We start from the raw sequence: 11841 nt of genomic DNA, 5'->3' as shown, positions 1-11841 counted from the left end.
GAATATGGATATACCGAGTATTATAATTTTAGTAATTGTAGCTCTTTTGGTTATTCTCGCCGTAAGAAAAGCTAAAAAGGATAAGATGATTTCAAAGTGTGGCGGTAATTGCTCAGCCTGCACGCTAAAATGCAATAAAAAATAATTTAAGCAAGGCGGTTTAATTTCCGCCTTGCTTTTTTGTGATTACCAAATGGCATAGCAAGCAATTTGAAATAGGCATTAGACATTTGTAAAACAAAGGTGTATAATATAAATACTGTTTAAATACAAGCTGAATTTCTTTGAAAGGTTGATTATAATGAAAAAGTTAATAGCATATTTTTCGTCAAGCGGTAACACTAAGGCAATGGCAGAAAAACTTGCAAAGGCAACAGGCGCTGACTTGTTTGAAATCAAGCCGCAGACGCCTTACACAAGAGCCGACCTCGACTGGACAAACAAGAACAGCCTTGCGGATTACGATACTATTTTCTTAGGATTTCCTATTTGGTGGTATGTTGCTCCGATAAAGTTATGATAGATAAAAGCAAAAGCAAGCGGAAATTTTAACTCCGCTTGCTTTTTATATCTGATAAGAAATCTCACGCTCAGCATTATCAAAATCTTCTGCTGTATCATTAAAATAAGAAATGCATTGCAACAGTTTGTAATCCTGTTTTGAAATCACACCACTTTGAATGAGCAGATATAAATCTTTTAAACCTGTTGCACGATATAAATTCTCAATATCATTATTCAACGCATTTACTCTTTGTCTTACTCTGCTTAACCTTTCAGCGCATTTACGCAACTCATATGTATCTACCTTTATTTCTGTTGAACAGCTTTCAGAAGTATGTGCTTTTACATTTTGACTTTTATTGTAGAGTTTCTCAACTCTTGCAATTGTCTGCATAAGAAACTCACTTAAGGCATTCACAAAATCAAGCAATTCATTCCCAAATGACAGCACACTTGTTTTAATTGATTTAATGTACTCATAAGCCTTATTTTTATCTCCTTTAGTTAAAAAATTAATTACTCTCATATTTGAATTGTATAATGCACCAACAGGAGAAAAAGCAAACTGAAAAGTCATAGTAAAGTTTTTAATAACAAGATAACTTGGAAATTCCCACCAAGCCGGTGTACCGGGTTCAATATCACCATTTTCTTTAAATTGTACTGCACTAAACAAATGAGGATTTTCTCCATCTTTTTTCTTTGCAATTCTCATATTATGTGTAGGTAGAGTCCCCAAAAACCATACATAATCCTCCTCATTTACTACTATGTCTAATTTTTCTGATTGCATAGCAATCACTTGATCTGGTGCAAGTGAGTAAGGATTCAGAGGTTGCGGATTCAGTAAATGCACTCCTTTTATTTCACTATAATGATTCACATATACAGATTCGGAAAGTTCGCCACCTTTAGAATGACCAAAGAGAAAATTATTGCCTGATGAATTCATATTTTTTGAGAAGAATAATTCTGCCTCATACGATTGAATAGAGGTACCATACCCTAATGCTACAATATTATCACTCCAATCATTGACACTTTTAATAGATATTCCGTCTGTACCACGATAAGATATTCCGGTATTACCTTTGCTATCCGTAAAAGATACAGCACCAAATCCGGTAAGCCAATTATTACCTGTGGATTGTATTTGTAAATCGCCAAGTCCATTATCACACAATGTTTCTAAACAATTAATTAAATCTTCATCAGCAACATCTGCTTTTTCAAAATCATATATTTCTTTTATACTTTTATGCTCATATTGTTCCGGCAATATATCACTATAATATGATAACTGCGTAAGCAATAGTGATTGTTTATCATTGAGCTTTGATAAATCAGACATTCTTAATCTCCTTTACAAGTTCATCAGATGAAGTGATACCAAAATTTTCAACTTTCAAATAAGATTTAACGCAGTTATAAGACGACCAATCGTCATTATAAGTTCCTATTATGCATTTTAAAGTTTGGTCAATATCATCAGTATCTCCAACTGTCTGTATAACTTCTAAATTAATGTGTTCCGGTGAATACGAGCATATTAAGTTATATATCTCAAAAATCGAATCTTTTATTTCGGTGATTTTCTTGTCTGTTTTGACAATAATTGTTGCGTCAAAAATCTTATTGCTTTTCAGTAAATTATCGGCATCAGTATTAACAGCGTAATCATAGCTTAAAGATTTATCGCCATAAATTAAAATACCGGCATATACATCAATGTTATAACTTGATGTATTAAATTTACTTTTTATAAAATCAACTACTCTATCACTAATAATCGCCCTGCTGTAATCATCGTATATTTTATCACTGTTCTTTCTATTGGCACTGTTATACACATAAAAATCAATTTTTCCGTCCGTAAGTCTTAAAATATTTCTGTAAGTTTCATCTTTTGCAAATGTAAAGTCCACTACATCAAAATTCATATTATATTTATTTTCAGCATAACTTTTCATTTCTTCAAGTTTAGCTTGCCTTTCGGAAAAGTTTAAATTCATACACCCGCACACTCCGGTCATCAATAAAATTGCAGTTAATAAAAGGCATATCAGCTTTGTTTTTTTCATATCTGCCTCCGAGAATATTTTTATCTCTTGTAAATCAAAAGTATTTTATCATTTTTAAAGACAAAAGTCAACAAAGCAAAATTAAGTATCAACAATTACATAGATTATAGTTTTACAAAAATAAATAATTATTAAACATTATACTTGACAAGATATATTGAATTTTTGTATAATGGCAACAGTTTGTTTTAGGAGAGTTTCTATGGAAAGAGAAAGTTTTAAGTCACGGCTGGGATTTATTCTCGTAAGTGCAGGCTGCGCAATCGGCATCGGCAATGTATGGCGATTCCCGTATGTTGCAGGTGAAAACGGCGGCGGTCTTTTTGTTTTGCTCTATCTTATTTTTCTCGTTCTTATGGGTATTCCCGTATTGACAATGGAACTTGCAGTGGGCAGAGCAAGCCGAAAAAGCGCCGTACTCGGCTACAAAAAACTTGAAAAACCAAAAAGCAAATGGCATATTCACGGTTGGTTCTGTATGCTTGGCTGTTATCTGCTGATGATGTACTACACAACCGTTTCAGGGTGGATGACAAGCTATTTTTACAAATTTGCAACAGGCACTTTTGAAAGCGGAATGACCTCTGAGCAAGTCAGCGGTGTATTCTCTCAGTTGCAGTCAAACCCGATTGAAATGGTTATATGGATGGCTATTATTACCATACTCGGCTTTTTGGTGTGCAGCAGAGGTATTCAAAAGGGAATAGAAAAGGTGAGCAAGGTTATGATGATTGCTTTGCTTGTGCTCATTCTCGCACTTGCCGTAAACAGCATTTTGCTTAGCGGTGCAGGCGAGGGACTTAAGTTTTATCTTGTTCCCGATTTTGAAAAAGTATCCGAAATAGGTATCGGCAACATTGTTTCCGCCGCTATGAATCAGAGTTTCTTTACTTTGAGCCTCGGCATTGCGGCTATGGAAATTTTCGGAAGTTATATGTCAAAGGACAATACTCTTCCGGGCGAGTCCGTGAAAATCTGTGCACTCGATACTTTTGTGGCAATTATGGCGGGACTTATTATTTTTCCTGCGTGTTTCTCTTACGGAGTTGAGCCTGACCAAGGCCCTGCACTCATATTTATTACTCTGCCGAATGTCTTTGTAAATATGGCGGGCGGTAGAATTTGGGGCACGCTGTTCTTCCTCTTTATGACATTTGCCTGTTTCTCAACAATCATTGCCGTTTTTGAGAATATCATTTCGTTCTGCATTGATATGTTCGGCATCAGCCGTAAGAAGTCGGTAGTCATAAATGCGGTTATTATTCTTATAGCAAGTTTGCCTTGTGTGTTCGGATTTAATATTTGGAGCGGTTTTGAGCTGTTTGGTCAGAATGTTCTCGGTATGGAGGACTTCCTTGTAAGCAATATTTTGTTGCCTGTCGGCTCGCTTATTTATCTGCTGTTCTGCGTTACAAAATTCGGTTGGGGCTTTGACAATTACCTTGCCGAAAGTAATACGGGCAAGGGTATGAAATTTTCAAGATTTTTAAAGCCTTATTTCCAATTTGTACTTCCTGTACTTGTACTAATTGTACTTGTGCAAGGATTTATTAAATGACAACTACTTTTATAGTCCTTTCTTAAAAATCCCCATACTGCATTGTTGGTATGGGGATTTGTCCTCTTTAAAAAGCATAACACATCCCATACCGCTAAAATGCAGTATGGGATGTGCTGTTTATAATGCTGTTTAATTTTAAAAATCATCATCAATGTCATCAAAATCATCATCAAAAGCGCTGTCTTTGTTGTCCTCGTCATCGTCGAATGCACCCATCATATTGAGAGCTATAAACTGCTCACCAACATCTGTTTTGCCGTCGCCGTTAAAGTCGAAAAAGCCGCCGAATAAATCATCAAAAAAGCCCATAAAATCATTCCTTTACATTAAATAATATTGTTATTTGCTTTCTTATTGTTGTAATTATTTATCTTTGTTAAAATGAATTGCACTAATTAGCGCAATTTTTCTGGTTTACGCCGTATAGTTGAGGTGATATTATGAAAAATATAAAAAACTTTTTTACTTTACCAAACGAGGTGTTTTGCCTTATGCTTACTCCGTCAGAGCTGTCTGTACTCAGCTATCTTGTGCGTTGCAGTGACGATACGGGAGTGTGTTTTCCGTCGGTACACACCATTGCAACCGCCTGCTCAATGTCTGACAATACAGTAAGAAAAAGCATACGAAAACTTGAGGACAGAGAAATTATAACAAAATCGGGTGGTTTTTGTGCAAGCAAATTCGGAAAGGCGCAGAATACTTCGTTTATTTATGAACTGAATCCAAACCTTTACAGCGAAGGCTTTGCAAGAGAAAACCTTGTAGATTACTTTACAAAGAGGAACGCTCAGCCTTAAAAAATTAATGAAGTAAGGTGCTTAAAATATTGAGTAACACCGATTAATTTTTTGCACCGCTCTGCTTCATTTTCTGAACCCTAATAAAACTAAATAAACAAGAATAATTTAAAAATACTAATTAAACACTCCTGAGCGGCAGCCGTTTGTGAGTGAATTTTGAATTGTTAAAAATTGCTTATACAAGAAAATATTTTTCTTTATAAAAATCTCTGATTTTCAAAAAAGCGAAATAAATTTGTGTTTATTTATACTTGAATATTAGCACAACGCAGAAAATTTTGCAAAATATTTTACAAAGATAATTATTGTATTTTGCTATGATTTTTGAATAAAAGCAAATTATCAGGTAAATTGTCAATTTAGCCAAAAAGGTTAAAAATTATTCAAATACCCTGTATACAATGAAATCAGATGTTCATTTATTGTCAATTTATATGCAGTAGTTAATTATTTCACAATGTTTGCTTGCATTGGCATAAATAAAATGCTATTATTAAGTTAAGGTATTTAGAAAGGAAGAAAATTATGAACAATTCTAAGACAGTTAAAAAGAGCGTTGCGGTTATTATAGCAGTTGTTATTGCTGTTGTAATGGCAGCTACTTCGGTAATTTGCGTTGCGCTCACATCAAACCAAAGCACAGGCAACACAAGATATTTAAAAGACGCAAAAAGCGTTGTTACTGAGTTTGTAAACAATGAAGCATATAACGAGTACGCTTATTCAGACGGACTTTTTGCAAAGGCAAACATCGTATCTGAATGCGTAAACGAGCTTACTACTCCTGAGGCAGGGGAAACAATTTCCAAAAGCCTCGGTCTTAACAATTTTATCGTAACAGATCCTGACGGCAACATCATCAATGCAACCGAGCAGGAAAAGGTTGGCAAGAGCATTTATGACTTTGACAACACAAAGGATTTTAAAACAGTTTTAAAGGGCATTACCTACAAAACAACTTCAGAGCCTAAAGCCGTAGAGGGCGAGAGCGGTGTTTACAATGTAATGGCTTGCGTAACCCGTTCGGTTGGCGGTATCGTAATTATTGATATTGACACAGACACATATACAGCTGTTACTGGCGAAAAACTTGCAGACGAGTGTAAGGGCGACACAATTATTGCCAAAGACGGCAAAATCGTAAGCTCAAGTTTTGACCTTGACGGTGCTAATGAGCTTTCAAGCCTCGGCGTTACGGATTCAATGCTTAAAGCAAAGGACTTTACACTTACAGTAAACGATAACAAATATACACTCAGCGCTGAAAATGTTGAGGGCTACACTGTAATCAGCGGTACTGTAAAAGAGGACAGCGGATTTAACTACATTTACGGCGCAGTTGTTCCTGCCATTGCATTTGCGGTTATGATTGTACTTGCCATTGTGGTTTTTTCAGCCGTATCAAAGGTTAAAGAAGAGATTAAGTAAGTTATTTCAATAAAATACACGGTAAAAAAGCAAGTGGAAGTTTAATGCTTCTACTTGCTTTTTGCTTAAATTGCATAAACGGAAAGTATTTGTGGGCTTTGCCCACACTCACGACCTTTGAAAAGGTCGACCAAACTTTTATAATTGCTTTTCCAATTTATTCCGCTAAATCATAATTTACTAATGCTAACATTCAGAACAGAACGCAAAAAGCAGGTAAGAGAATACACTTTCACCTGCCCTTTAAAAAGCAAAAAATAAAAACCACTGCAAAAGCAGTAGTCTTTAAAAAATATGACTGTATCTGTAAGCCGGGTTCTGTCGTGAACAGCCATCTATCTTGGCAGCCCGTTGCCGGAACTGCTCAATGCCACCTCCTAAGGACACGCCGAGCAAGCGTATAATGTCCTACCACGGTGTTGCTTCAAATAGGGTTTACACGGCAGATAACTCTCGCTATCTCCGGTGAGCTCTTACCTCGCCTTTCCATCCTTACCACAAAAATGTGGCGGTAATTTTCTGTTGCACTATCCCTGGAGTCGCCTCCGGCGGCCGTTAGCCGTTATTTTTGCTCTATGAAGCCCGGACTTTCCTCGCAAAACGCCTTTCGGCAATTTCCCGCAGCTGTTCAATACACTCATATCTATAATACTATATGATTTTTTGCAAAATGTCAACTTAAATTTTCATAAAATAGCTTGATATATCCGCTTTTTCAGTTTATAATAAATAAAGATTTGTAACAAAGGAGAGTTTATAATGGACATCAGACAGAAATCACTCGAAAAGCATTACGAGTGGAACGGTAAAATCGAGGTAGTTTCACGAGTTCCTATTACTAATGCTGAGGATTTATCTCTTGCATATACACCGGGCGTTGCCGAGCCTTGCCTTGAAATTCAGAAAGACTACAACAAGTCTTTTGAGCTTACAAGAAGAAACAATCTCGTTGCTGTTGTAACAGACGGCACAGCTGTTTTAGGTCTTGGCGACATCGGCCCCGAGGCAGGTATGCCTGTTATGGAGGGAAAATGCGCACTCTTTAAAGAGTTTGGCGATGTAGACGCTTTTCCTATTTGCGTAAGAAGTAAAGATGTTGACGAAATCGTAAATGCAATTTACCTTATCAGCGGTTCATTCGGCGGTATCAACCTTGAGGACATTGCAGCACCTCGCTGCTTTGAAATTGAAAGAAAGCTCAAAGAAAAGTGCGACATTCCGATTTTCCACGATGACCAGCACGGTACAGCAGTTATCGTTGCCGCAGGACTTATCAATGCTTTAAAGCTCGTTGGCAAAAAGTTTGAGGATATTAAGGTGGTTATGAACGGCGCAGGCGCAGCAGGCATTGCCATTGCCAAGCACCTCCTCAATATGGGCGTTAAGAACATTATACTTTGCGACAGTAAAGGTATCATCTGCAAGGGTGACGAAAGACTTAATGCCGTTAAGCGTGAAATGGCAGAGATTACAAACCTTGAGCATATGACAGGCTCACTTGCTGACGCTATGAAAGGCGCAGATGTATTTCTCGGTATTTCAGCCGCAGGCTGCGTAAGCGAAGAAATGGTTGCATCTATGGCTAAAGACCCAATCCTCTTTGCTATGGCTAACCCGACCCCTGAGATTATGCCTGACCTTGCCAAGAAAGCAGGCGCTGCCGTTGTAGGTACAGGCAGAAGTGACTTTCCAAATCAGATTAACAATGTACTCGCTTTCCCAGGCATTTTCAGAGGTGCTCTCGACTGCCGTGCAAGCGACATTAACGAAGAAATGAAAGTTGCCGCATCATTTGCTATTGCTTCCCTCGTAAGCGACAGTGAACTTAATGCAGACTACATTCTTCCTGAGGCTTTTGATAAGAGAATCGGCAAGACTGTTGCTGAGGCTGTTAAGAAAGCAGCTATCGAAACAGGCGTTGCAAGAATCTGATATTTTTAAATATTTTATAATTTTACGGGGCTGTCGCAAGACAGTCCCTTTTGTATTTGAATTTTTTGTAATTATATAGTATAATAGATGTATTAAGACAAAAAGTTGGTGCATAGCTTGATAATTCATGATATTTCAAGAGATACTCTCACCTGCAAGGTGTTTGACGGAGATCCGAAAACCGAGGTAACAAAAGTTAAAAGCATTAAAAACGGCGATGACTATAATTTGTCTGCCATAAGTATCAGCACCCACACAGGCACTCATATTGACTCACCGCTGCATTTTTCTGATGATGGCAGTCCTATATCAAAAATGCGTTTAAACACTTTTACGGGCAAATGTACGGTGGTTTCCGTAAGCGGTATTCTTACAGGCGAGGATATGGATAAAATTCTTGCACACAGCCGCAAAAAGCTGCTTTTGCATGGCAACGGCAAAGCCTTTGTAACCGCCTTTGCCGCAAGGGTTCTTGCCGACAGCGATGTGGCAATGATTGGCACTGACGCACAGTCAATCGCACCCGAATTTGACGAAAACGAAACACATAAAATTCTTGCCGAGGCAGGCATTGCAATTTTAGAAAATCTTGATTTATCCGATATTTCAGACGGCGACTACGAGCTTTTTGCATTTCCTATAAAGCTCGGCGGTCTTGAGGCTGCGCCTTGTCGTGCGATTTTGTTTGAACAAGAAAGAGGTCTTTAATATGGTAAAAATGGTAGTATTTGATTTGGACGGCACACTTGTAAATTCCCTTGTTGACCTTGGTATTGCCACCAATGAGGGACTTAAAAAGGCAGGACTTCCTGTTCAGCCGATGGAAAATTATAACCACTTTGTGGGCAACGGCAGAGAAATGCTTGTAAAAAGAGCTATGGGCGAGAAAAGCGAAGATAAGGCACTTTTTGATACGGTTATGAACGGATTTAACACTTACTACGGCGCTCACAGCAACGACCATACAGCTGAATACAAGGGCTGCACCGAGCTTTTGGAACAGCTCGACAAAAACGGCATTATGACCGCCGTACTCTCAAACAAGCCTGACGAATTTGTAGGCGCTATTCTTTCAAAGGTGTTTCCGAATCATAAATTCACAGAGGCTTGGGGAAATAAAAAAGAATACAAGTGCAAGCCTGACGGCGAGGCTCTGAACGCTATTTTAAGCAAGCACAATGTAAAGCAGAGCGAGTGCATTTATATTGGCGACAGCGATGTAGATGTTTTCACAGCCAACAATGCAGGAGTAAATATGCTCGGTGTAGAGTGGGGATTTCGTGGAAGAAAAGAGCTTATGGACGCAGGCGCACCACAGGTTGCCGCAACCGCCGACGAACTTTTGAATATGATTTTGGCACAGAAATAAGGACGAGCGATGAACAAGGTAAATTATCAGAAAATTCTTGACGGAATAATCTCAAATCTTGAAAAGACAAACACAGTGCCTACCTTGCTTTTGCACGCCTGTTGCGCACCATGCTCGAGCTATTGTCTTGAATATCTGTCACAGTATTTTAAAATTACGGTTTTCTTTTACAATCCCAATATTTCCGAAAAAGAGGAATACGAGCATAGATTAAACGAGGAAAAGCGTTTTATTTCAGAAATGAATTTTAAATATCCTGTAAGCATTATTGAGGGCGAATATTCTCCTTTAGAATATTTTTCTGCCGTAAAAGGTCTTGAAAACGAACCCGAGGGAGGGGAAAGGTGCAAAAAATGCTTTGAACTCCGCCTCGAAAAATCAGCCCGTATTGCTCGGAAAATGAATTTCGATTACTTTACAACCACTTTAACAATAAGTCCGCTGAAAAACGCTGGACTTCTTAACAGTATAGGAGAGCACTTTGCAGAAATTTATAATGTTAAATGGCTGAGCAGTGATTTCAAGAAAAAAGAGGGATACAAACGCTCTATTGTGCTTTCGGCAGAACACAATTTGTATCGTCAAAACTACTGCGGATGCGTATTCTCTAAGAGAAAAGCAGCGGAAAACGAGTAATTTTGCGAAATTTTGAAAAATTTTCAAAATAAACTTGACAAACGGCTGAAAAAATGGTATAAAATATATCGTTGCGTAAGATAATCGGCAATACGGAGAGATGTCCGAGTGGTTTAAGGAGCTAGTCTTGAAAACTAGTGATCCCGCAAGGGACCAAGGGTTCGAATCCCTTTCTCTCCGCCACTTGATTGCCGATTTTCTTATCGCTTTATATAACAGTTAAAATAAATTTATATAAAATTTTAAGATAACTGTTGACAAATGTATCACAAAGTGATATAATAAATATCGTTGAGTTGTGATAACAGCTTATATGGAGAGATGTCCGAGTGGTTTAAGGAGCTAGTCTTGAAAACTAGTGATCCCGCAAGGGACCAAGGGTTCGAATCCCTTTCTCTCCGCCATTTATTTAATTTTTTAAATAATTTTTTGTAGTTTAACTACACGGAGGATTACTCAAGTGGTTAAGAGGCTCCCCTGCTAAGGGAGTAGGTCGCTAACGCGGCGCGAGGGTTCAAATCCCTTGTCCTCCGCCAAATAAGAACCGTAACTATTGTTGCGGTTCTTATTTTTTGTCTTTTGTAGGATTATGTCCACATTTTTACTAATTATCTAAATAAGCGTTATCAGAAAATGCTTGCGGACAAGGGTATCAGGCAAAGTATGTCACGAAAGGGCAACTGTCTTGACAACGCTTGTGCTGAAAACTTTTTCGGTTTATTAAAAACAGAATTGCTGTATCTGCAAGAATTTATGTCCGTTGAGCATTTTATCTCGGAACTTACGGAATATATAGAATGGTACAACAACAAGCGTATCAAGCTTAAGCTTGATGGACTATCTCCTGTAGATTACAGACACAAAGCTGCATAACAAAAGCGACCAAGATCTCTCTTAGTCGCTTTCTTTATGGGGTCATTTCAATATAACTGTCGCTTGTTTTTGTTATAAATCTTATATTAGGCATCTAAGAGATTTTATACAGTTGAACAAACCAAAAGCGGAAACGGAATCGTTACAAAAACAAAAATAATCAAAGTGATAATTTTTTGTGTTTTAGTAAGCTCTGAATTTCTGAATATAGTGAAACAATCAAAAAACAAACAGATTAACGGTGTAGCAATTAAAATAATACTAAAATTAAAAATATTTTGATTCAAAACGCTTGAAAAATCTGATGAGCTATCAATCAATAGTTGTATAACAATATAAATTACTCCACCAAATAAAGCTAAGAGATAGGCAATTAAGCAATTGCGGTAAAATTTATTTCTAATTTCTTTATCAATTATTTTTTCTTTATATATGATTTTGTTCACACATCTTGCTAATAAAACCTTAATGAAAGTCTGCAAAAACAGAACTGCAAAACAAAAAGGTATTAAATATAAAATTAAGTCCACATACATAAAAATCAACTCATTTAATTATTTTGTTTCAAATTAATAATGTTTGTCTAAAATTATTATACTGTTTTTTTGTTTGATGTCAATAATATTAGTTGAATTTAAATAATTTTATTTATTT

At 37.1% G+C, this 11841-nt stretch carries 12 protein-coding genes, 3 tRNA genes, 1 other RNA gene and 2 pseudogenes; 13 read left to right on the top strand and 5 right to left on the bottom strand.

The window, feature by feature from the left end:
• Positions 1 to 4 precede the first annotated feature (4 nt).
• Together DXC23_RS02435 and DXC23_RS02430 are read left to right on the top strand one after the other, a co-directional pair.
• Complete coding sequence (locus DXC23_RS02435) at positions 5 to 145, top strand: FeoB-associated Cys-rich membrane protein (protein WP_117704606.1); 141 nt, start codon at positions 5 to 7, stop codon at positions 143 to 145.
• A 153-nt stretch (positions 146 to 298) separates the two neighbouring features.
• Positions 299 to 508 (top strand): annotated as a pseudogene (locus DXC23_RS02430) (flavodoxin); the annotation flags it as partial.
• A 57-nt stretch (positions 509 to 565) separates the two neighbouring features.
• On the opposite strand, the gene DXC23_RS02425 reads toward DXC23_RS02430, so the two are convergent.
• Both DXC23_RS02425 and DXC23_RS02420 read right to left on the bottom strand, forming a co-directional pair.
• Positions 566 to 1855, bottom strand: a complete 1290-nt coding sequence (locus DXC23_RS02425; protein WP_117704604.1) for an Mbeg1-like protein — start codon at positions 1853 to 1855, stop codon at positions 566 to 568.
• The gene (locus tag DXC23_RS02420; protein WP_117704603.1) at positions 1848 to 2585 is read right to left on the bottom strand and encodes a hypothetical protein; all 738 of its coding nucleotides are present in this window, start codon (positions 2583 to 2585) and stop codon (positions 1848 to 1850) included. Before DXC23_RS02420 ends, DXC23_RS02425 begins: the two co-directional genes overlap by 8 nt.
• Before the next feature lie 202 nt (positions 2586 to 2787).
• Here DXC23_RS02420 and DXC23_RS02415 point away from each other — a divergent pair, with 202 nt between their 5' ends.
• Positions 2788 to 4143 carry a sodium-dependent transporter gene (locus DXC23_RS02415; RefSeq protein ID WP_117704602.1) on the top strand — a complete coding sequence of 452 codons (1356 nt, stop codon included), beginning with the start codon at positions 2788 to 2790 and terminating at the stop codon, positions 4141 to 4143.
• Between the two features lie 138 nt (positions 4144 to 4281).
• Here DXC23_RS02415 and DXC23_RS12350 read toward each other — a convergent pair whose 3' ends face one another.
• Positions 4282 to 4455, bottom strand: a complete 174-nt coding sequence (locus tag DXC23_RS12350) for a hypothetical protein (protein ID WP_158552406.1) — start codon at positions 4453 to 4455, stop codon at positions 4282 to 4284.
• Between the two features lie 131 nt (positions 4456 to 4586).
• Between DXC23_RS12350 and DXC23_RS02410 the strand changes: the two genes are divergently transcribed.
• Together DXC23_RS02410 and DXC23_RS02405 are read left to right on the top strand one after the other, a co-directional pair.
• Positions 4587 to 4946, top strand: a complete 360-nt coding sequence (locus DXC23_RS02410; RefSeq protein ID WP_117704601.1) for a helix-turn-helix domain-containing protein — start codon at positions 4587 to 4589, stop codon at positions 4944 to 4946.
• A gap of 528 nt (positions 4947 to 5474) precedes the next feature.
• A complete protein-coding gene (locus DXC23_RS02405; protein ID WP_117704600.1) occupies positions 5475 to 6377 on the top strand; it encodes a cache domain-containing protein in 903 nt (300 codons plus the stop codon).
• Between the two features lie 291 nt (positions 6378 to 6668).
• Here DXC23_RS02405 and rnpB read toward each other — a convergent pair.
• An RNA gene (gene rnpB / locus DXC23_RS02400) (RNase P RNA component class A) lies at positions 6669 to 7017 on the bottom strand.
• A gap of 119 nt (positions 7018 to 7136) precedes the next feature.
• On the opposite strand from rnpB, the gene DXC23_RS02395 reads away from it, so the two are divergent.
• From DXC23_RS02395 to DXC23_RS02360, 8 genes and pseudogenes are all read left to right on the top strand, one after another.
• Entirely contained in the window at positions 7137 to 8309 is a 1173-nt protein-coding gene (locus DXC23_RS02395; protein WP_117704599.1) for a malic enzyme-like NAD(P)-binding protein, read from the top strand.
• Positions 8310 to 8426: 117 nt separating this feature from the next.
• Complete coding sequence (locus tag DXC23_RS02390) at positions 8427 to 9017, top strand: cyclase family protein (RefSeq protein ID WP_158552405.1); 591 nt, start codon at positions 8427 to 8429, stop codon at positions 9015 to 9017.
• A gap of 1 nt (position 9018) precedes the next feature.
• The gene (locus DXC23_RS02385; protein ID WP_117704597.1) at positions 9019 to 9678 is read left to right on the top strand and encodes an HAD hydrolase-like protein; all 660 of its coding nucleotides are present in this window, start codon (positions 9019 to 9021) and stop codon (positions 9676 to 9678) included.
• 9 nt (positions 9679 to 9687) lie between these two features.
• On the top strand, positions 9688 to 10314 hold the full coding sequence (locus DXC23_RS02380) for an epoxyqueuosine reductase QueH (protein ID WP_117704596.1): 627 nt from the start codon (positions 9688 to 9690) through the stop codon (positions 10312 to 10314).
• A 94-nt stretch (positions 10315 to 10408) separates the two neighbouring features.
• Positions 10409 to 10497, top strand: a tRNA-Ser gene (locus DXC23_RS02375).
• A 132-nt stretch (positions 10498 to 10629) separates the two neighbouring features.
• Positions 10630 to 10718: transfer RNA gene (locus DXC23_RS02370), tRNA-Ser, on the top strand.
• Between the two features lie 42 nt (positions 10719 to 10760).
• Positions 10761 to 10850 (top strand) — tRNA-Ser (locus tag DXC23_RS02365).
• 85 nt (positions 10851 to 10935) lie between these two features.
• Positions 10936 to 11187 (top strand): annotated as a pseudogene (locus tag DXC23_RS02360) (IS3 family transposase); the annotation flags it as partial.
• Positions 11188 to 11291: 104 nt separating this feature from the next.
• Here DXC23_RS02360 and DXC23_RS02355 read toward each other — a convergent pair.
• Positions 11292 to 11723, bottom strand: coding sequence for a hypothetical protein (locus tag DXC23_RS02355; protein ID WP_117704595.1), 432 nt, complete (start codon positions 11721 to 11723; stop codon positions 11292 to 11294).
• Positions 11724 to 11841: the final 118 nt, after the last annotated feature.

The sequence above is a fragment of the Eubacterium sp. OM08-24 genome, assembly GCF_003438075.1.
Taxonomy (GTDB): Bacteria; Bacillota; Clostridia; order Oscillospirales; family Acutalibacteraceae; genus Ruminococcoides.
The sequence above is the reverse complement of the archived record's forward strand: the minus strand, read 5'-3'. Positions and strand labels throughout refer to the sequence as shown.